Raw genomic sequence first — 20,211 nt, 5'->3', positions numbered from 1 at the left:
GTGAAACGTTTCAGTCCGAGCATAACGCCAGCTTGCCAATAAAAGCCAGCCCGGCTCAACATTGCGCCCAAGACGCCGATAACGCAGTAATGCGCTGCGAAATAACGGACCCATGAGCACAAGAACCCTCGCCCTCGACGACCGCCTGGCCTTGCCCGCACACCTGCGCACCACCCTCAACCGCCTGTTACCGGTAGGCTTTGCCCTGGTCGGCATTGGCCTGTCGGTGGTGCTGGGGCGCCTGGATGTGCAGCGCCAGGAAGCCGAAGTGATCGCCAACGCCAGTGCTCGCCTTTCCGGTGTGCGCGCAAGCCTGGAGGCGCAGTTGCGCTCGGCCTTCGGTGAAACCGAGGGGATCGCCCAGCTGATCAGCACCGACGGCGAAATCAGCCCCGAACACTTTCATGACATGGCCCGCCAGGCGATTGCCTCGGTGCCGCATATTCGCCATGTGTCCCTGGCCCCGGGCGATGTGATCGCCGACGTCTACCCGCTGCACGGCAACCAGAGCGTGCTCGGCGTCGACTACCGCCACCTGCCTGACCAGTACCCGCTGCTGCAACGCGCCCGCGACAACTCCAGCGCGGTACTGGCCGGGCCGGTGCAGTTGTTTCAGGGCGGACGCGGGCTGATCTACCGCCGCCCGGTGTTCCTCAAGGGCCACAAGGGCGTGAAGCTGTACTGGGGTAATGTCTCGATCGTCGCCGATATCGACCGTTTGCTCAGCACCGCCGGCCTTGACCTGGACCCGGGCTTCGAACTGGCTCTGCGCGGCGCCGACGGCCAGGGTTCGGCGGGCGGCATGATCTGGGGCGACCCGGCGCTGTTTACCCAGCACCCGGTGACGGTCAATGTCGACGTGCCTGGCGGGCTCTGGCAATTGGCGGCGAGCCCCTTGGGCGGCTGGCCGTCGATGAGCCTGTTCGCTTCGCCGCTGTTCCTCTTCGCCCTGACCTGCACCGGGCTGTTCAGCGTGTTCGTCGCCCAGCTCAACCGCAGCAACCACCTGATCAACCTGCGCAACCATGAACTGAGGCAGTCCCAGGCCGAGCTTGAGCGCCTGGCCCATTACGACGGCATCACCGGCTTGCCCAATCGCCTGCGCTTTCACCAGCAGCTACTTGAGGCGATCAACGGTGGTGAGCGCCTGGCGGTGCTGGTGCTGGACATCGACGGCTTCAAGCAAGTCAACGACAGCCTCGGCCACGCCATGGGCGACTTGCTCCTGCAGCAGGCCACCGCACGCTTTGTGCAGGTCAACGAAGACCACGACAGCGTCTGCCGGCTGGGAGGCGACGAGTTCGCCTTTGTTCTCAAAGGCCCCGAGCCGCGTTGCCTGGCCCAGGTGCAGGCCCTGTTGCAGACCTTGCAGCAACCCTTCGACCTCAAGGGCAGCGCCGCCCTGGTCACCGGCAGTATCGGCCTGGCCTGGTGCCCCGAGCATGGCCAGAGCAGCGACCGCCTGCTGCGCCATGCCGACACCGCGATGTACGCGGCCAAGGAGAGCGGGCGCAACGCCTACCGCCTGTACCACCCGGACATGACCCTGCGCCTGCAGGCGCGCCTGGCCCTGGAGCACAACCTGCGCCGGGCCTTGCGCAACAACGAGTTCGAGTTGTGGTTCCAGCCCAAGGTCGACCTGTTCAGTGGTCAGGTGCAGGGCGCCGAGGCGCTGGTGCGCTGGCGCGACCCGGAGCATGGGCTGGTCTCGCCCGGCGAGTTCATCCCCCTGGCCGAGCAGACCGGCCTGATCATCCCCCTGGGCGAGAAGATCCTCGACCTTGCCTGCGCCCAGGTTGCCGCCTGGCGCGCCGCCGATTGCCTGCCGGGGCCGGTGGCGATCAACGTCGCAGCCGTGCAGATCGAGCGCAGCGACTATGTCGCCAGCCTGTCGCGAGCCTTGCAGCGCTACGACCTGCCGCCGACCCTGCTGGAAGTGGAAATCACCGAGAGTCTGCTGATGGAAAGCCAACAGCACGCCTGCGCGGTGCTGGCGCAGTTGCAGCAACTGGGGGTGACCACGGCGGTGGACGACTTCGGCACCGGCTATTCATCGCTGGCCTACCTGAAGATGCTGCCGATCAACCACCTGAAGATCGACCGTGCCTTTATCAAGGACCTGCCCGATGACGATGACGGCGTGGCGATCACCCGGGCGATCATCGACCTGGGCCATGCCCTGGGCTTTCGCATCACCGCCGAAGGCATCGAAACCCGCGAGCAGTACGCCTTCTTGCGCAATGCCGGCTGTGACCAGGGCCAGGGCTTTGTCATCGGCCGACCGATGCCGGCCGAGCAGTTCCAGCAGTGGCTTGCGCAGGAGCAGGTGTGCCTGGCGTAGAGGGGGTGGTGGGAGCGGGCTTGCCCCGCGATCGAGGCCTGGCAGCCACATCGCATCGCGGGGCAAGTCGGGTCGCCGCATCGCCGCTCCCACCGGGTCAGTCAGCAGATGCGCGCAACTGAGCGGCCAAACAGGTAATGGGCGATCGATGAATCGATCCTTCACCCAACGCGATCAGGATCACATCCCTGGCCTTTTCGCAGTAGGCGGTCAGCGACCCATTCGCCCCCCTGATGGACACTTCATTCTGATCAAGACAGTGGTACTCAGTATTGTTCAGGTAAAAGCGTGCTGGCAGTTCGCTTTGCCCGGCAAAGAACCGAGCGATTGAACGTAGTTCTGCTTGCGTCGCCGCAAAGCCTGAGGAGTGGCTGTGAATCCTGCCGTCCAGCCCCGCCACGGCAGCTTCGGATAGGTCAGCGCGGGTCATCTGGTCGACGTACAGTACCCAGTCCCACATGCTTGTCTCCTTACGCTAACTGACGCTGCTGCCGTTCATACAGGACGCTTGCTGTTTGCATTCTTCAGGCGGCGATCAAACTTGTCACCTGATAAAAATGACAGTCGTTAACAGCAAGCGCCTGTTCTGATTACGAACGTGGAGGTTCACCACCCCCCGGCAATGGCAGCTCCAGCAACTCACCCGCTGGCCGTCCCAGGGCCTGGGCAAGGAACGCCGGGTCCTGGTCCATGCGCTCGATCCGTTGCCACAGCCGCTGCTGGGCTTGCTGCGGATCGCGCGCGAAGGCATCGCCCAGGGTCAAAACCCGCAACGCGCGGCGGTAGGCCAGGGGCAAGCGGTTCCACAGCTGCCGTTGTTCGGGGGTAATACCGCTGAGCAACTCCTCGTAGTCGCCTTCGGCGACCAGCAGGTCGACGCCGTGTTCGAGGTAATAGGTTTCGATCTGCTCAAGCACCCGTGGGCTCAACCAGTTGCTTTCCAGGCACATGACCCGGGCCACCGGTTCGGGTATCTGCAAGGGCTCGGGCAACTGGGTGAACTGGTTATCGCCAAGGTCCAGGGAGACGGGATGGTCCAGCGATGCAAGGCCGGTCGGCAGCTCGGTCAGGCTGCAGTGGGTCAGGTTGATGACACGCAACGCCGGCAGTCCGCGGAGGTCCGGCGCCTGTAGCAGCGGGTTGTTCGACAGTTCGAGCAGGCGCAGGTGAGTGAAGCTGTGCAAGGTGGATTGCGCCCGGCCGTCCCAGGTCAGGCGGTTGTTTCCCATATCCAGGGCCTCCAGGCGTGCGGGGCGCACCAGATTGGGCAACTGGTCGAAGCGACAGCCGTCAAGGTACACCCGCTCAAGGTCAGGAAAACGCGCCAACAACCCGGCCGGCAGCTGGCTCAACTGACGATTGCCGCCCAGGTCGAGGTCGCGGATATGGAAAAAGCGATCCGGTAATACCAGGGTTTGCAGGTCGTGGTTCTCCAGCTCAAGGTTGGCCAGGCTCAGGCTCTGCAACTGCTCGCCACTGCCGAGCAGGCGCGCGGAGTTGTGGCGCCAGGCCTCGACCAACGGCTCGATTGCCCGTTGCCGGCGCGGGGTTTGCCCGGCCCAGGTCTGTAGGTCTTGGCGTAGCTGGCGCAGGGCTTGCTCGTGGGCGCGGACCTCACGGATCACATTGATGCCCTCTGCCCGCCATTGCTGCAGGGTGTGGGCGATGTCGCGCTCGGCAAAGCTGGGATACAGGCGGTGCATGCGCCGCGTCAGGTAGGCAGTGGGCAGCCGATGGCCCGAGTAGGGATTGTTTTCTCCGGACGGCGTGCCACCGAGCAAGCGGGCGCGGGCAGGCGCGGGGCGGGCATGGCCCCAGAGCCAGCGCGCGGCCTGCTCGCGCGAGGCTGTCGCCTTGGCCTGGATGGCCAGGCGCAAAGGCTCGGCGGAGCCCGCCATCAGGCCCAGGGCCTGGCGCTGGGTGGCAGGCAGGGCCTCCAGCAGGGCCGCGTACAGGTCGGCGTGGACAGTGCCCGGAGCCGGGCGGTCGAAGCGCCAGGCCTCATAGCCCAAGGCGCTCTTCAATACCATGCAGCGTTGCCGCGCGCTCGCGTCGCCGATACTGGCCAGCAGCGGACCCTCGGGGCTTGCACCGCGTAACTCCAGGCGCAGTGCTGGCGACCACCCCGGCAGGCGTTGCAGGCAGGCCAGCAGCAGATGCTCACTGTCGCTGCTCGCCAGGCCAGGCACGAACAACCCTTCCAGCGCCCTGCTCAGGGGCACCTCGTTATTGACCTGGCGCGCCAGCAGGCTGAACCAGGCGGGCAGCGGCTCGCCGGCTTGCCAGGCGCTGATTTCCCCGGGTTGCAAGTGCCGCAGCAAGCGTGCTGCCAGGGGCCGGTTCAGGTGTGGGTAGTCCGCGCGCAGCTGCAGTGAGGCGCTGCTTTCATGCGGGCTTGGCTCAATGGCGGGCGTCAGCCGTTGCAGGCTATCGGCCAGCAGTGGTGGGCAGGGCTCCCCGCGCAGGTGCACCTGGCGCAGCTGCGCGCGGTCGATGCCGCTGATCAGGCGGGCTGTCTGCAACTGAGCGTCGCTGTAGCCCTGGTAGGCCTCGTTCAGCCGGCGCACCAAGGTCGGGTAGGTCCAGTCCAGCGGTTGCTCATGCGCCGCGCGCCAGGCGCCTTCGTCGTTGTGCAGCAGCGGCGGCTGCCAGGCCTCCGGGCGCTGTGGGTGAACGATGCGCCATTGCTCGCCATCGGCGTCCAGGCGCTGCTCGTACAGTTGGCCCTCGATGCGGATGTAGTGCTTGCCGGCCAGCAGATACTGGCCCCGTTGATTGGCCTCGAGGCCCTCGGGCAGCTCGACGTCACTACGATAGGGTGCAAGGTCCGGCTGCCACAGCCGGTCGCTGCCGTCGGCCAGGGTCACCGGGTCCAGGCGTTCCATCAACGGACTGTTGAACAGGCGGGTGGCGACCTTGCCGGCCACCGCCAAGCCGGCGATCAGGCTAAGATTGATGCCCACCGAGGCGGCGTGCTGCAAGGCCGTGTCGCGGTCACCCAAGTACCAGTCCTCGACGCCATCGATGCACTCGTTGAGCAGTTGCCAGGCGGTGACCGCGAGCATGATTTCGCCCAACCCCGGAATGAAGAAACTGGCGAGGTTCAGCACGTTCAAGCCAAAGCTTTCCAGGCGTTGCTTGCGTGCATCGCTGGCCTGGACGTCGGCATCGGCGGTGGGCACCGCCAGCAACCGGGCCTCGGCCTTGAGGCGTTCCAGGTGGCGGTCCTGCAGGTAGCCGAACAGTGGCTCAACAAGGGTGCCGCGTGCGATCTGCAGCTTGGCGTCGGCCCGTGGCTGCCAGTGCGCCTCGGCGTTGCCGGTATCGCTGGCGTCCAGGCGCTGGCGGAGTTTATCCAGGACGCTGGCGCGTTGCTCCAGCGGCACCCGGCCGATCAACAGGCGGCGAAATCCAGGTGCCAATAAACGCGTTTGCAACGCCTGGCCCAGGCTGGCGAAGTCCGCATACTGCTGCAAGGACTCTGTATCGCCCGGCAGGTACAGCAGCACCCCTGCATCGTCGGCGTCGATGGCCAGAGCATCATGCAACGTGGCGCCCAGCAGGCCCAGCACCCAGCAACGGCGGGCCTTGCCGTCGAGCAACGCCTGGACCGCGCGGATCGCCGGGCGGTCCAGGTGGTGGTGCAGGTGGGCCAGGGCCAGGGCTACGCGCAACTGGTCGCGGTACACCGCCGCGCCTTGTTCGCGTACCTGGGTACGGTTGGCAGGTGCTTCGTACAGGGCCTGCAAGTGGTCCTGGTATTGGCGCCCCAGGTCCAGCTGGCGGCAGCTTTGGGCAAAGTCCGCGGGCGACAGGGGCAGGCGTTTGATGCGGTAGCGTTCCGACGGCAAGTGCAGCTCATGGGCGGGCAGGTCGGGGCTGATGGTGACGAAGCTCGAGACCATGATCGGCTCGACCTCGATGTCGGCGCTCAGGGCCAGCGCACTGTCGGCGCTGAAGCTCACGTCGTCGCCGAAGTTGTGCAAGGCCGCCTCCAGCAGCGATTGCCGGTCATGGCTGTTGAGGTAGCGGGCGCCGGTCCAGTGGTAGGTCTGGTACACCCGGATCAGCTCGCTGCCGGGTAATGAGGCGCTCAAGCCATGGTCGGCCAGCAAGCGTGCGCGCAGCAGCGGTTCGGCAAAACCGGCAATGCTTTGCAGGCCCTTGAGCGAGCGCGCCAGTGCCATTTGCGAACGGCGCAGCTGCGCCTGGCTGTCGAGCAGTGCCTCCCTGAGGTAGGGCGCGGCATTGGCGAACCAGTCCGCCTCGCTGCCGGGCAGGCCCTGGGCGGGGTGCAGACTGGTGCGCAGTGCGCTCCAGTGGTCGCTGGTGAAATGCTGGGCGTCGCTGGGCAGGCGTTGGCTGAGCAGGGCGTGATGAGGGTTGTCGGGGGAGAGAGTGGGCATGGCTGGGCTCCGGTTGGGGGAGCGCACAGGAGGCGATTTAGCGGGGTAGGCAGGGTGGTAGTTATTGCTGGTTTGTGGTGGCCATCTTGACGCGTACACCCAGGCTACCAACCCCGCTCTCACAGGCCATGGCACGTTGCAAAAAATGTGGGAGCGGGCTTGCCCCGCGATGCGCCGCGCGGGCGGCGCTCGATCTCAAGAACGCAACAAGCCTTGCGGCGGACACCCGGTGGGCATGCCCCCATCCCAAGCCCTGCACCTGGCCGCCATCACGCAACAGTGCGTCAAGGCTGGCCAGAGCAGCTCCTAAGAATTACCCTACACAATCTGTCGACTTCATCTGCTTGCCCGGAAAACAGCTGCGCACTAGGCTCGTTCGTTCACCTCCACTACAACCGCACTGTTGGGGTACTGCATCAGGTCACCATCACCCCATCCTTACTCACCCCCAAACTCCCATACCCCACCCGCGGCACCCCCGCCAATCGCTGCTCCACCAACGCCTTCAACGACTCCCCCGTGCCCAGGTAAGCATCGCCAAAATCATGCCCCCCCAACGCACTGGGATGCGCCACCAGCTCCAGCACGCCACTGTCCGGCGCCAATCCCGCCCGCAAGTCTACCGGCGTGCAAACGTAGTCCGCAGTCACCCCGCACAACTGCTTGATACGCCGGTTGAGCAACGCCTTGAACACCTGCTTTGCCGGGTTGATGTTGTGTCCCAGGTTGCGCGCCAGGCGCACCGGCACGCCTTCGCGGGCGGCGAAGCGGGCGACGATTTCGCCGATCGGCCAGATGTTGTGCACGTGCTGGTGCGAGTCCAGGTGGCTGGGCATCAGGCCCTGGTTCAGGCAGTGCTGCCATTGGGCGTGCAGTTCTTGCTCGATGGCTTCGCGCTCGGCCGGGCGCAGGCGCAGGGTGCGGCGCTTGAGGCGCAGGTCGAATTCGCCGCTGGGCGTGCACAAGCGTGGCTGTGTGCGTATGGCCTCGCTCAGGGGCCGGCCGTAGGTGAGGTTGAAGTGCAGGCCGATGCGTCCGTGCAAGGCCGGCAGTTGCGCCAGGCTGCAGGCGGCGTTGAAGGCCGGCATGTTGGCCATGGCCGTGGCCGAGCTGATCAGCCCGGCCTGGAAGCCATGGAGGATCACCGCGTTGGTATGGGCGCTGAGGCCGAAGTCGTCAGCGTTGACTATGACCAGGGAGGGCATCCACGTTCTCCTGCTTGGGGGGCGGTTTGGCGCCGGGCGCCGGTGTTGGTGTGCGCAAGCGTTGCAGTTGCGGCTTGAAGCGGCGCCACAGGCGCAACGCCAGGCCCAGGGCAATACCACTGGGGCGCCAGCTGTAGAAGCTCAGGCGCTGGTGCTCGAGCTGGCCGCTCATGCGTTCATGCAATTGGTGGCTGGAGTTGTTGAGGCTGACCCGCGAGGCATCGATCCACTCCCAGCCGTCGTCCAGGCCCCAGTGAATCCATTCTTCGAGCAGCACCCGGCCACTGCCCAGGTCAGCATGGGCGGGCACGAAGGCCAGGTTGTAGTCGTAGATCCGGCCCCGCTCGTACAGGCCCAGGCGGTAGCTGATGCAGCGGCCGCCCAGTTCCAGCAGCACCAGTCGCAGTAGGCCGCGTTCGGCCAGGGCGCTGAAGGCCTGGTACATCCACTGGCGGCGCTGGGGCCCGGAGAAGATGCCGACCTCGTCATCGCCTTTCCAGCTCAGGGTTTCGACCTCGGCCACGGCATCGAGCAGGGCATGAATGCTCTGGCCATCGGGCTCCACCCGGCGTACCTGGGCGCCGCAGGCGGCGATGCGCTTGCGTGCGCGGCGCAGTTTGTAGCGTGCATCGCCGCTGATTTCCTCGCGGTCCTGGGCGACGATGCGGTGTACCGGAACCTGGCAACTCAGGCGCTGCTCATAGGTCGAGCTGCGCCGCGCCCAACGTTGCAGCAGGCCTTGCGCGCTGGCGTGCGCCGGGACTTCATCCAGTTGCAGCAGGGCATGGGGCAGTTGCTTGCGGATCGCACGCAACACCTGTGCGTCGGCGCCGCTGGGCAGGTCGCTGAGCAGGGCGATGCGGTCGCTGAGCGGGTAGCCCAGGTGGCGCACCACTTGCGCCTTGAGCGGGCCGAAGCGCTCGCGGCTGCGCACCAGCGCCAGGCACAGGCACAACCGGCCCTGATCGCGGCCGACCAGCACCTGCAGTTGTTGATCGCCGGTCAGCACCGCTTCGGCCGCCTGCAGCCAGCCCAGGTGGTTGAACGGCGTGCTGTCGGCCAGTTGCTGGCGCAGGTGCTCGTACTCGGCGGCGGGGAAGTCCGCCGCCGCAAGCGACGGGTACCACTGCAGGTCTAGGCTCATGGGCTCAGGTCACCGTGGCCGGGGCCGGGCTGGTTTCAGGTTTGCGCAAGGGTTCCAGGCGCGAGGCGCTGTAGCGGGTCTCGCGGTAGAACTTCCAGCGCCCGAACAGGCAGTACACGTGCATGACCCGCCCTTGTTCCTGATAACCCATGCGCAGGTGCAGCTTGAGCGCCGGGATGTTGTGGCTCTCGCAGACATCCACCACGGTGTCGCAGCCCTGGGCGGCCATGGCCTTCCACAGCTCCAGTTGCAGGTCGACCGACAGCTCCGTGCCCCAGTACTTGCGCGCAAGCTCGCCGCCAAACTCGAAGAACTGCCCAGGCCCCACCGGGAACCAGCAGCCGTAGAAGTGGCGGTCGTGATAGTGGCGCGGGCTACCCCAGATAAACGCCACCACATCGCCCGCGTCATCGAGGAACATCAGCCCGGTGTGGCCTTCGGTGGCCAGTTCGCGCATGGTCTCGATACGGTCGCCAAAGTGCTTGGCAAAGGCCCGCACGTTGTTGACGGTGATGGTCTCGACCCGCAGCGGCGGGTAGGGTTTGAGTTTGTGTGGGGGCACGGGGCTGACCAGGTCGCGCTCCATCCACAGCAGTTCCCAGTGGTAGAACAGGTAACGTTTGACCCCGGCGTTGAAGGTGTTGCGCAGTCCCTTACGCTTTATGCGGTCCTGGATCTTGCTCAAAGCACTCATGGTGCCTCCTGTTTCTGGCAGGTGAGGTGCGCGCTCATGACGCGCTCCAGGTCAGGGCAAACAGGGTTTGCCCCGGTAATTGAAAGTGGATGCGGCCTTGTTCGCAGGCAAACGGCATGTCGCGTGCCTGGTTGTCAGGGCCGAACAGGCTCAGTGCCGCTTGTGGGCAGGCGTGTTGGGTGGCAAGGCTGACCTGCTGCAGGCGCTCGCCCTTGTTCACCCCAAGCAGACTGCGCTGCTTACCACGGGCCATGGCCAGGGCGTCGACTTCGAAGGCGTCGTTGTCCAGGGTCAGCACCTGGTCGAGCCAGTGCTGCTGGATGAACTGCTGGGCCAGGCCTACGGGTTTGAGTTCGAAGCGATCGTCACTGAGCACCCGCACCATGCCCTTGGGCCACTCGGGTTCGTCGGCGACATGGAACCAGTTGAGCATGTCGAGCAGGCCGTCCTGGGAGGCGTTGACCACCACCGAGGTCCACCACAGCGCAGCAAAGTGGGTGTCCTGGTCGTAGGGGCTCAGGCTCGAGCCACTGGACAGGTTGGTCTGGTCCAGCAGCAGCGCTTTGTTCGGCCGGCCCTGGGCATCGAGGCCGACCAGTTCGGCGGCCTGGCGCACCGAGTCGCGGTAGCTGCGGGTGGCCAGCAGGTCGCGGATCATCCATTCGTGCCAGGCCAGCGCGTCGATTTGTGCACCGTGCTCTTTGAGCAGGCGCCGGGCCCAGTCCAGGCCGATGCGCGTGCGGCTGTCTGCATGCAGCGGGCCGTTGACCAGGCGCGAGCTGGCCGGCACGGCGATGCGCACCCCGGCCTCGCGGGCTCCGGGGAAGCGCTGCACGCGGTCGAGCATGTGCCGGAAGTAGATGCTGAAGCTTGGGTAGTCGGGGTAGAACAGGTTCGGCTCGTCGGCGAAGGCCAGGTAGTGCAGGGTGTCGTCAGGCAAGGCGCGGGTGCTGGTGAGCCAGGCGTCGAGGCCGTCGTTGCTGGTGCGGTCGGCAGCCAGCACCGATTGCCTGGCGGTGCCGCCGAGCAGGGTGATGTCCTGCTTGATGCGGTAGCGCTGCTGGTAGAAGCGGCGGAAGGCGTCTTCGTAGCCGGGCTTGCGCGCCAGCAGGTCGGAGAAGCTGTAATAGCCTGCCGCCTGGGGTTGCAGGGCGTCGAGCACCGCGTAGCTGGACGGCGGCGGCAGCACATAGGGCAGGTTCACGCCCAGGCTCGGGGTCGGCCCCAGGACGCGCTCGCCCAGGCGCAAGCTGACCTGGCCGTCGGCGTTGTGCAGTGGCCCCAGGTGTTGCGCTTGCTGGGCAAACAGGTTGGCGCTGCCGTCGAGCCAGAACGCGACCTTGCCACGGCCGAGCAGGCGCAGGCGAAAGGTTTGCTCGCTGCTGGCCAGCGGCAGCGCCAGGCGGTCGAACTGCCAGTAGGCCGGGTAGGGCTTGAGCGCGAGATTCAGTTGCCGGCCATCGCCCAGGCGCTGCACCTGCAGGCCGTGCACGCCACCGTGGTACTTGCCGGCCAGGCTCGCCTGCTGGTTGGCTGGCACGCGGAAGTACAGCTCGACATGAGGCCCGACTTCGGCGCTGAAGTGCACCTTGGCCGGGGCGAACAGGGCACGGGTGCTGTCGGCATGCTCGATGCGGTAACGGCGGAAGCTGTAGCCGGGGATTTCCAGCTGATAGTCATTGCGGCTCGCTGCAAGCGGCCATTGCACCTGGCCACGGGTTTCTGCGGCCTGGATCGAGCGTTCGGCCTGCAAGTGGCCCTGGCCGTCGAGCAGGTACAGGCGTTCGGCGTTGGCGTCGGCCTGCCAGGCCGGTTGCCAGCTGATGGTCAGGGTGTCGGCCTTGGCGGCTTGCAGGTACAGGCTGCCGTCGCGGATATCCGCCCACTGCAAGGGCGCCGCCTGTACCGTGGCCGCAAGCAGCACGGCGGCAAACAGCAGGCCGGGGCGCTTCATGCCGGCCGCCGTTGCAGCATCTGGCGCAGCGGCGCCAGGTCGCTGGGCAGTACCAGCAAGGTTTGCCAGAAGGCCACGCCACTGAGCTTGCAGTACAGCAACAGCATCGCCAGGGTCACCGCCAGGTAAGCGATCGAGGAGGCCGCCGCCGCACCGACGATGCCGTAGGTAGGGATCAGCAGCACGTTGAGCAAAAGGTTCAAGGCGGCGCCCAGGCCCATCAGCAGCGACACCGTGCCGGGGCGGTTCTTGCCCAGCAGGTCCAGGCGCAGGATGCTGGCGTAGCACAGGCCGAACAGCCCGGGCAGCAGGGCCAGCAGCGCCGGGTAGGCCGGTTGGTACTCGGCGCCGAACAGGGTGACGATCAGCCACTCGCCAATCAGCGCCATGCTCAGGCAGGCGCCGAGCATCACCGTGGCGGTCAGGCGCAGGGCCAGGGGGGTGAGTTTGTCCATGCCGGCGTCCTGCTGCAGCAGGCGTTTCATCAGGGGCGTGGTCACCGCTTCCGGGACGATCAGCAACAGCTCGGCGGCAGCGCTGGCCATGGCGTAATGGCCCAAGGCGGCACTGCCGAGCATGGCGCTGATGAACAGGTAGTCCGAGCGCAAAATAACCTGCTGGAACAACAAATCCGGGTGGCTCTTGGCGCTGTAGGCGAGCAGCTCGCGCTGGCCGCTGCGGTCCCAGCACAGGCGGATCGAGTGCTGCCGGCCGAGCCAGTACAGGCCCAGCAGCACCACCAGGCTCAGGCCCAGCAACCAGCTGATCAGCGCCGCTTCCAGGGCATCGTTCTGCCACATCCAGAACAGGCCGACGAACAGCAGCAGCGGCACCAGCGATTCGGTCAGGCGCAGGGCATTGAAGGCGCCAACCCCGCCGGTGGCGTTGTGCAAGGTGAGCAGGCCGCTCTTGAGCACCGTCAATGGCACCGCCAGCAACAGTAGCCAGGCCAGCAGGCCGAGCTGGGTGGTCACTTCCAGTTCGGTGCCGAACTCGCGGGCCAGGGCCACGCAGATCAGGGTCAGGGCACCGGCCACCAGACAGCCGTAGATCAGTACCTGGCTGAGCAGCAGGCCCATGCTGCGCTGCTTGGCCGCCTGGTAGCCAACGGCGGTGTTGAGCCCGCCGCTGGTGGCGGCGCTGATCAGGTCGGGCAGAGTGCTGAGCAGGGCAAACAGGCCGCGCTCGCTGGGGCCGAGGATGCGCGCCAGCAGCACGTTGCGCATCAGCCGCAGGGCGATCATCGCCAGGCGCGTGCCCATGCTCAGCAGCAGGTGGCGCAGGTAGTGGCTGCGGCTCATGTGCGCCCTCCGCGGCTGATGCGCCAGGCCAGCAGCGACGGCCGGCTGGCGTTGCGCTGGCTGACGCCGATGCGCGGCAGGGCCAGAGGGTCGTCATGGCCCTGGCAGATGCCGGCGCGGGTGCTCAGGGCAAAGGGGTAGCGGTGCGCGGCCAGGCGTTCGCGCACCCGCGCATCGTGGTCGCCGTTGGGGTAGCAGTACACCGGCAGCGGTTGTTTGCAGCCTTGTTGCAGGGCGTAGTGGCTACGGCTCAGTTCTTCTTCCAGGCGCTGGTCGTCCAGGCCCGGCAACAGGGCATGGCTGGCGCCGTGGGGGCCGAAGCTGATCAGGCCGGTGTTCTCCAGATGGCGTACCTGGTTCCAGTCCAGCGCCTGGGGCAGCGATTCTGCCGGGCAGGTGTTGGTCAGGTGATGCAGGGCCACCGGGCTCAAGCTCTTGAGGCTTTGCAGGTACTTGGCCAGGGCCTGGCTGCGGGCATGGGCCCGGTCGCTCATGAAGTAGGCGGCGGGCAGTGGCCTGCCGATCTTGCGCAGCTGTTCGATCAAGGCCCGCCGCGCACTTTCGCCATGGCTGCCCCACAAGGTTTCGCCCAGGCTCTCCCACCAGAAGCGCTGGCGGCTGCCGATGTAGTCGGTGGACAGGAAGATGCTCGCCGGCACCTGGTACTGCTGCAGCAGCGGGAAGGCGTTGAGGGCGTTGTCGCGCCAGCCGTCGTCGAAGGTCAGCGCGACCTTGGGCCGGTTGCCGCTGCGAGGCTGTTCATGGGTTTTGAGCAGGTCCATCAGGTGCACACAGTCGAAGTGCCGCTGCAGCCAGCGCAGCAGGCGCTCGAAGGCCTGGGGGCCGACGCACAGTTCGTTGCGGTGGGGCAGGGCGGCGCTGCTGTCGTCGGCCAGGACCCGGTGCAGCATCAGGATCACCCCGGCGCCGCGCAGCTGGTTGCGGCCCTTGGGGGAGTTCAGGTACAGCCAACCGCTGGCACGCTTGATACTGGTTTTTATCGGCATGTCAGGTGCTCACCGGGTCTGGTCGGGGGTCCATTGGTTGTAGCTGTGCCCGCGCAAGAACTGCCACAGGCCGACGCTCATGCCGGCCAGGGTGACCAGCACGAAGGCGGCCAGGCGAAACGGTTTGGGCAGGCGCTGGCGGACATCCAGCAGGCCGGCGATGGCAACGGCATAGCCGAGCAGTTGCGCGGCCAGGCTCAGGCGATAGAAGCCGTGTTCATCGAGCAGGCACAGGTTCGCCAGCAGCAGCGGCACCAGCAGCACCGGGGCCAGGCGGCGGATCAGCTTGTGGCTGATCAGGGCAATGGCATACAGGCCGTGGTGGAGCGGGTTGAGCAGTTCGCGGCGGGCGACCAGGCTGATCAGGCCGCCGACGGTGACGCGCTGGCGGCGGCTGAACTGCCGCTCGGCCTCGTCCACGCCCTGGTCGAGCACCTGGGCCTGGTCGACGTAGACCACCCGCTTACCGGCCACCGGCGCGCAGGTATTGATATAGAAGTCATCGTTGACCCGCGCCGGGATCGGCTGGTACAGCTCGCGGCGCAGCGCCTGCAGGGCGCCATCGGCCGACACCGTGCAGCCGGTGCGGCTTTCCACCCGGCGCAGCCAGGCTTCGTAGTGGCGGTACAGGCGCTCGCCCACGCTCAGGCCCTTGCCGGCCACCGGGATGATCATCTTGCCCACCGTGCCGCCCACCTGCGGGTCGGCAAAGGGCGCCAGCAACGCGGCCAGGGCGCCGTCGATCCAGTGCACGTCGGCGTCGGTGAACACCAGGATATCGCCGCTGCACTGGCTGACGGCGACGTTGAGCACGCTGTTCTTGCCCATGCGCGGCAGGTCCAGGACCTTGATGCGCGGGTCGTCGAAGGCCCGTGCCAGGGCCACGGTGCGGTCAGTGGAGCCGTCGCTGGCGACAACAATCTGCAAGTGCTCGGCCGGGTAGTCCTGGGCCAGCAGGTTGCGCAGCTTGTTGTCGATGTTGCGCTCTTCGTTGTGCGCCGCCACCACCACGCTGACCCGTTGCGGGGCCAGCGGGGCAGGCAGGTGCCGGGGGAACAGCGGCCCCACCAGGGTCAGCAGCAGCGGGTAACCGAGCCAGGCATAGAAGGGCAGCAACAGGCACAACCAATAGATGAACTCAGCCACGGGCGGGCCTCCTTGCATTCCAGTTGAACAGGCTGAGCACGAAGGCCGCACCGGCCAGGTGCAGGCGGATCCAGTGCAGGCCCCAGAGCTGCAGGACGAACAGCAGGTCGCGGTGTTTCAAACTTTGGCGCAGGCTCAGGGCCAGGGCCGGGAGGCTTGTGACAAACAGCAGCAACACGGCCAGGTGCGGGAAACCGTCGAGCAAGGCCGACAAGGCCAGGGCATCGAGGCCCCAGGCGCCCAGCGAAAGCATGGGGAAACGCAGCAGGCGCAAGCTCGGGCCATTGCTGCGCAGCAGTTGCAGGTTGCTGCCCTGGCGCCACAGCTCTTTGCCCAGCCATTCGCTCCAGCTGCCTTCGAAGCCCCAGTGCAACACCACCGGCGAACGCAGGGCCAGCAAGCGCGCGCCGGCCTTGTTCAGGTGCCAGGTAAAGTCCTTGTCTTCGCCGGTGCGCAGGGTTTCGTTGAAGCCACCGACCTGGTCGAACCAGTGACGCTGCATCAACAGGTTGGGGGTCGGCAGCCACTGCATGGCGTGCAATTCCGGCACCCCGGCGCGCAGCGTGCGCCGTTGCCAGGCGCGGGCGAACCAGGGCGCCTGGCGCGGGGTGTCGCAGTCCAGGGCAAAGACATCGCCACGGCCTTCGGCATGCAGGTCGAGCAGCAGGCTCAACCAGTGTTCGGGAACTTCGATGTCGGCATCGAGAAACGCCAGCCATTCGCCGCTGCTGGCCTGTACGCCGCGGTTGCGCAGGGCGCCGATGGTCAGCCCGGGCAGGCTCAGCACCTGGGCACCGAGGCTGCGGGCGATCTGCGGGCCGTCGTCGCTGGAGCCGTTGTCGACCACGATCAGTTCGCAGTCAAGGCCGGCATCGGCGGCGGCGTTCATGGCCGACTGCAGGGTACGGGCAATGTGCCGGGCTTCGTTGAACATCGGTACCACGACACTGACCTTCATGCTTTCACCTGCGCAAGGCGTGCCTGTTCGGCTTTAAGGCGCAACACGCTGGACAGCGCCAGCATGATCCACAGGTATTTGTGGTTGGGCGCACTCAAGAACATCAGGAACAGGCTGATGGCGAGCATGCTCATGCACAGGTGGGTGAGCAGGTCGGCTTGCTGCTGATTACCCTGTTGCAACCACAGGCGCCGGGCGTACCAGACGTTGTACAGGGCCAGCAGCACCAGGCTGACGAACAGGATGCCGGCCGGTATGCCGACTTCGCTGAAGATTTCCAGGTAGGTGTTGTGTGCACGGCGGTAGAGGTCGCCGACCTTGCGGTTGGCTGAAAACGCCTTGGCGTAGCCGGTGGTGGCGTAGTGCAGGGGGAAGGTGCCGGGGCCGGTGCCGAGCACCGGGTGCTCGCGGATCATCTTGCTGCCCACCACAATGTACGAGGAACGCCGGCCCAGGGAGTCGTCCTTGAAGGCGTTGACCCCGGACTTGAGCAGCGCCAGGGACTGGATGCGCGCCACGTAGCTTTCCGGCATCAGCGCGACCAGGGTTGGCAGCAGGATCGCCAAACCCAGCATGGCAAAGCCCAGGTGCCGCGGGCGCAGGTGGGCGACCTGGGTGCGGTAGTGCACCAATACGATGCCCAGGCTGATCAGCAGTACCACCAGGCCCGAACGCGAGTTGGTCTTGGTCATGCCCGCCAGCAACAGGATGCAGCAGGCAATCCAGAACAGCTTGTAGGCCCGCTTGGGGCTGTTGAACACCAGCCACAGCGCCATTGGCACGGCGATGGCGATGAGCATGGCAAATACGTTGGGGTCTTCCAGCAGGCCGGCGGCGCGGCCCTCGTCCTGGTACTTGGTCGAGAGCATGGCCATGATGCAGGTCAGGCTGACGCTCAGGGTCACCAGCCGGCACATCATCGGCAGGTCGAGCTCGCGGCCGATCAACAGGGTGATGCCGAACAGCAGCAGGCCCACCGCCAGTTCACGAAAATGCCCCAGCGACATCTCGCTGCTGTCGCTGGCCAGAAAGCTCAGCAGGTACAGGGCCAGAAAGCCCAGCAGCAGCGGCCACATCGAACTGCGCAGGCGCTCGCCGGGCAGTTGCTTGACCGCCAGTTGCAGCAGCAGTACCAGGGCCAGGGCCGCACCGATCAGTTTGGTTGCGGTCAGTTCGCTGTCTTTGAACAGGCCTTCGAGCGGCACCAGGGTGATGATCGCCATCAGCCCCCAGGCCGGGCGCTTGTACAGGGCCAGCAGGCCGGCCAGGCCGATCACCGCGCCGGGGGCCAGGAACGGGTAGGGGCTGGCCAGCAGGGCCAGGCTGAGCAGCGCCACCAGGCCAATCAGCGACAGGGGAATGATCATGCGCAGGTCTCCTTGGCCGCGCCCAGGTAGACCCGGGCCCAGCGTTGTGCCAGCGTCGGCAGGTGATAACGTTCGCGTTGGGTGCGCCGGGCCTGGGTGATCAGCTCGGCGGCCTGGGCCGGGTCGAGCATCAGTGCTTCGAGCTGCGCGGCCAGCTCAGCCACCGCCAGGGGTTGGGCCAGCAGGCCACTGCGTCCGTGTTCGATCACATCCGGAATACCGCCGACGGCAAAGGCCACCACCGGTACGCCATCTTGCATGGCTTCGAGCAGGATCATCGGCGTACCCTCGGTGCGCGAGCTGATCACCAGCGCATCCAGGCGCGCCATCCACGTACGCATGTCGGCTTGAAAACCGGGCAGGCGAATGCGCTGTGTCAGGCCGGCGGCATCGATGCGCGCTTGCAGCGCGTCGCGTTCCGGGCCTTCGCCGAGCATCACCGCGTCGAGCTGGGGATGACGCTGGCACAGCGGGATCAAGGTATCGAGAAACAGGTCCGGGCCTTTCTCACTGCTTAAACGCCCAACATAACCGGCCAGCCAGCGGCCATCGCCATGCGGGCGCGCAGGCAGGGCGTCGGCCTCCGGCAAACCGTTGGGGATCACCTGCAACTTGTGCTCGACGACCCCGGCCTGGCGGTGAATGCGCTTGATGCTCTCGGCCACGCAGACGACCCGTTCGATGGTGCCGGTGCGGCACAGTTGCAGGCTGATCCAGGTGTACAGCCGCTGTTTGCGGCTGCTGGGGGTAAAGCCGTGCTGGGTGGCGACCATCGGCAGGCGCCACAGGCGGGCGCCCAGCCAGCCCAACACCAGTCCCTTGAAGTTGTGGCTGTTGATCAGCGGCTGCTGGTCGTGGTGCTTGCGCAGCTGGCCCAGCAGCTCGCCGACGCTGTCGCAGCTTTCACACGCCACGCCAGCGGCGCGAAAGCGCGCCAGCAGCGGCTGCGGGGCGCCGAGGAACAGCACCAGGTGCTGCCCCGGCGTGGCCTGGCAGTGGTCCAGCAGCATCCGCTCGGCGCCGTAGAAGCCGCCACTGCTGAGCAGGTGCAGGATCGGCCGTGGCGGGCTCTGGGTTGCGTTCAATTGCGCACCCAGTGCACCAGCCGCGGCAGCGACCAGCCCTTGTAAGGGTTGGGGGTTTCCGGGGTCAGGTCGTTGATCACCAGCAGCACCGGCAGGTCGAGCTGATGGGTGATCTGCGCCGGGTGCTTGAAGCGCCGGTCGAAGAACTCTTTGACGTAGACCAGGGCAATTGCGAGAAGCAAGCCGGTGAGCATGCCGAACGGCACGATCAGCAGCGGCTTGGGAAACGCCGCCTCGGCCGGCTCGTAGGGCGCGCTGAGGATCCGTGCATTGGACAGCCCGGCCAGCAGGTCGGCGCCGCGCGATTCTTCGTAGCGCTGGGTGTAGGTGAAGTAGGCCTTGTGCAGGGCGTCGATCTCGGTGTCGAGCTGGCGCGCCTTGCTCTGGGTTTGCTGCAACTGGTGCACGCGGCCTTTGAAGTCGGCGATGCGCTGGGTTTTCTGGGCGATCACGCCCTGCACCACGGCCAGGTCTTTCTCGCGCTCCTTGATACGGTTGGCGACGATCTTGAGGAACTGTTGGCGGGTCTTGGCGATCTGTTCACGCTGCAGCAGCATCTGCTCGCTGCCCGGCTGGAACACCGCCAGGTCGCTGACGTAGGTCAGCACCAGGGTGGTCAGCTGTTCACCGAGCTGCTTGATCTCGCGGTCTTCGAACGCCACGTTGTCGACCGTGGTGGTGAAGGTGTAGGGGAAGGCGAAATCGCGCATGTTGGCGTTGCTTGCCGCCGCCAGGCTGGTTTTCAGGTAGTCCAGCCATTGCTGGCTTTGCAGCAGGCGGTCGCGGTACTGATTGAGCGCCTGCTCCTCGGTGTTGATGGCGTTGAGGCGGAAGGTGATTTCTTCCTTGGGGTCCGAGGAGCCGATGCTTTCGAGCATGCCCAGGCGCTTGCCTTCCAGGTCATCCATGCGCACCTGGTACTGCATTTTCTTCTGCTCGTAGAACTGCTCGGGCAGCTCGTTGGATTGCAGGCTCTGGCGGTTGCGCAGGTAGTTGTCGAGCAGGCGGCTGACGAACAGGGTGCCCAGTTTCGGGTCAGGGAAGCTGTAGGTCACCGAGACCACGTTGGAGCCGGGCAGGGTCTCGACCTTCAGGTCCTTGATGGCGTCGTCGGTCAGTGCATCGAGCTGGGTGTCGCGCACCGGGTCGACCTCAAGGCCGAACAAGGTGCGCACGGGGTTGATCACCTGCTCGCGCAGCGGGTTGATGATCATCGTGCGCAGGGGCCCGGTGACCAGGCGTTGCATCAGGCTGGGCGGCACCTCGTACTGGCCTTCGGTGCGCAGCTGGCTGATGGTTTCGCGAATCAGCGTGGGCGAGCGCAGGATATTGCTCTCGGTCTCCATGTCGGCCAGCGACGGCGGGATGAACTTGTCGGTCTCCTGGGCCAGGGTGGTGTTGGTATCGCTCTGGGAGAGTTTCTTCGACTGCACGATCACCTCGGCGGTGATGTCGAAACTCTGCTTGAGCACCAGGGGTAACAGCAAGGCAATCACTGCGAAGACCAGGAACACCCGTTTGACCAACTGGCGGTTGGCAAAGAAGATCCTGAAGAATTCATGCAGGTAGTTTTCTTTTGTAGTCATGCTCGGATACCCGCCTG

14 protein-coding genes are annotated in these 20,211 nt (G+C 66.1%); 1 reads left to right on the top strand and 13 read right to left on the bottom strand.

Translation table 11 applies throughout. The features are described from left to right. Positions 1-112 precede the first annotated feature (112 nt). Entirely contained in the window at positions 113-2,341 is a 2,229-nt protein-coding gene (locus EXN22_RS15050) for a putative bifunctional diguanylate cyclase/phosphodiesterase (protein WP_130264806.1), read from the top strand. A gap of 97 nt (positions 2,342-2,438) precedes the next feature. On the opposite strand, the gene EXN22_RS15045 is transcribed toward EXN22_RS15050, so the two are convergent. The 13 genes from EXN22_RS15045 to EXN22_RS14985 form a co-directional block, all read right to left on the bottom strand. Then, positions 2,439-2,801: a profilin gene (locus EXN22_RS15045; RefSeq protein WP_130264805.1), complete on the bottom strand. Its 363-nt coding sequence runs from the start codon at positions 2,799-2,801 to the stop codon at positions 2,439-2,441. A gap of 130 nt (positions 2,802-2,931) precedes the next feature. Further along, positions 2,932-6,747, bottom strand: a complete 3,816-nt coding sequence (locus EXN22_RS15040; RefSeq protein WP_130264804.1) for a leucine-rich repeat domain-containing protein — start codon at positions 6,745-6,747, stop codon at positions 2,932-2,934. 416 nt (positions 6,748-7,163) lie between these two features. Then, on the bottom strand, positions 7,164-7,952 hold the full coding sequence (locus EXN22_RS15035) for a ChbG/HpnK family deacetylase (protein ID WP_130264803.1): 789 nt from the start codon (positions 7,950-7,952) through the stop codon (positions 7,164-7,166). Continuing rightward, entirely contained in the window at positions 7,924-9,096 is a 1,173-nt protein-coding gene (locus EXN22_RS15030; RefSeq protein WP_130264802.1) for a GNAT family N-acetyltransferase, read from the bottom strand. The genes EXN22_RS15035 and EXN22_RS15030 overlap by 29 nt, the downstream gene beginning before the upstream one ends. Positions 9,097-9,100: 4 nt before the next feature. Continuing rightward, positions 9,101-9,790 carry a GNAT family N-acetyltransferase gene (locus EXN22_RS15025; RefSeq protein WP_130264801.1) on the bottom strand — a complete coding sequence of 230 codons (690 nt, stop codon included), beginning with the start codon at positions 9,788-9,790 and terminating at the stop codon, positions 9,101-9,103. Positions 9,791-9,824: 34 nt separating this feature from the next. Then, positions 9,825-11,744 carry a hypothetical protein gene (locus tag EXN22_RS15020; protein ID WP_130264800.1) on the bottom strand — a complete coding sequence of 640 codons (1,920 nt, stop codon included), beginning with the start codon at positions 11,742-11,744 and terminating at the stop codon, positions 9,825-9,827. Beyond that, positions 11,741-13,045 (bottom strand): lipopolysaccharide biosynthesis protein, encoded by a 1,305-nt coding sequence (locus tag EXN22_RS15015; RefSeq protein WP_130264799.1) that lies wholly within the window; start codon positions 13,043-13,045, stop codon positions 11,741-11,743. The genes EXN22_RS15020 and EXN22_RS15015 overlap by 4 nt, the downstream gene beginning before the upstream one ends. Beyond that, positions 13,042-14,052 carry a polysaccharide deacetylase family protein gene (locus tag EXN22_RS15010; RefSeq protein WP_130264798.1) on the bottom strand — a complete coding sequence of 337 codons (1,011 nt, stop codon included), beginning with the start codon at positions 14,050-14,052 and terminating at the stop codon, positions 13,042-13,044. Before EXN22_RS15010 ends, EXN22_RS15015 begins: the two co-directional genes overlap by 4 nt. A gap of 9 nt (positions 14,053-14,061) precedes the next feature. Continuing rightward, entirely contained in the window at positions 14,062-15,198 is a 1,137-nt protein-coding gene (locus tag EXN22_RS15005; RefSeq protein WP_130264797.1) for a glycosyltransferase family 2 protein, read from the bottom strand. After that, positions 15,191-16,156 carry a glycosyltransferase gene (locus tag EXN22_RS15000; RefSeq protein ID WP_130264796.1) on the bottom strand — a complete coding sequence of 322 codons (966 nt, stop codon included), beginning with the start codon at positions 16,154-16,156 and terminating at the stop codon, positions 15,191-15,193. Before EXN22_RS15000 ends, EXN22_RS15005 begins: the two co-directional genes overlap by 8 nt. Then, positions 16,153-17,523, bottom strand: coding sequence for an O-antigen ligase family protein (locus EXN22_RS14995; RefSeq protein ID WP_130264795.1), 1,371 nt, complete (start codon positions 17,521-17,523; stop codon positions 16,153-16,155). The genes EXN22_RS15000 and EXN22_RS14995 overlap by 4 nt, the downstream gene beginning before the upstream one ends. After that, complete coding sequence (locus EXN22_RS14990) at positions 17,520-18,608, bottom strand: glycosyltransferase family 4 protein (RefSeq protein ID WP_407691929.1); 1,089 nt, start codon at positions 18,606-18,608, stop codon at positions 17,520-17,522. The genes EXN22_RS14995 and EXN22_RS14990 overlap by 4 nt, the downstream gene beginning before the upstream one ends. Then, positions 18,605-20,194 (bottom strand): GumC family protein, encoded by a 1,590-nt coding sequence (locus EXN22_RS14985; protein WP_130264794.1) that lies wholly within the window; start codon positions 20,192-20,194, stop codon positions 18,605-18,607. Before EXN22_RS14985 ends, EXN22_RS14990 begins: the two co-directional genes overlap by 4 nt. Positions 20,195-20,211: the final 17 nt, after the last annotated feature.

The organism is Pseudomonas tructae (assembly GCF_004214895.1).
In the GTDB taxonomy this organism is placed as follows: Bacteria; Pseudomonadota; Gammaproteobacteria; order Pseudomonadales; family Pseudomonadaceae; genus Aquipseudomonas; species Aquipseudomonas tructae.
The sequence above is the reverse complement of the archived record's forward strand: the minus strand, read 5'-3'. Positions and strand labels throughout refer to the sequence as shown.

Coding starts and splice junctions, on each gene's coding strand:
- EXN22_RS15040 (WP_130264804.1), bottom strand. CDS start 6,747: ATGCCCACTCTCTCCCCCGACAACCCTCATCACGCCCTGCTCAGCCAA.
- EXN22_RS15000 (WP_130264796.1), bottom strand. CDS start 16,156: ATGAAGGTCAGTGTCGTGGTACCGATGTTCAACGAAGCCCGGCACATT.
- EXN22_RS15035 (WP_130264803.1), bottom strand. CDS start 7,952: ATGCCCTCCCTGGTCATAGTCAACGCTGACGACTTCGGCCTCAGCGCC.
- EXN22_RS15030 (WP_130264802.1), bottom strand. CDS start 9,096: ATGAGCCTAGACCTGCAGTGGTACCCGTCGCTTGCGGCGGCGGACTTC.
- EXN22_RS15020 (WP_130264800.1), bottom strand. CDS start 11,744: ATGAAGCGCCCCGGCCTGCTGTTTGCCGCCGTGCTGCTTGCGGCCACG.
- EXN22_RS14995 (WP_130264795.1), bottom strand. CDS start 17,523: ATGATCATTCCCCTGTCGCTGATTGGCCTGGTGGCGCTGCTCAGCCTG.
- EXN22_RS15025 (WP_130264801.1), bottom strand. CDS start 9,790: ATGAGTGCTTTGAGCAAGATCCAGGACCGCATAAAGCGTAAGGGACTG.
- EXN22_RS15015 (WP_130264799.1), bottom strand. CDS start 13,045: ATGAGCCGCAGCCACTACCTGCGCCACCTGCTGCTGAGCATGGGCACG.
- EXN22_RS14985 (WP_130264794.1), bottom strand. CDS start 20,194: ATGACTACAAAAGAAAACTACCTGCATGAATTCTTCAGGATCTTCTTT.
- EXN22_RS15050 (WP_130264806.1), top strand. CDS start 113: ATGAGCACAAGAACCCTCGCCCTCGACGACCGCCTGGCCTTGCCCGCA.
- EXN22_RS15045 (WP_130264805.1), bottom strand. CDS start 2,801: ATGTGGGACTGGGTACTGTACGTCGACCAGATGACCCGCGCTGACCTA.
- EXN22_RS15010 (WP_130264798.1), bottom strand. CDS start 14,052: ATGCCGATAAAAACCAGTATCAAGCGTGCCAGCGGTTGGCTGTACCTG.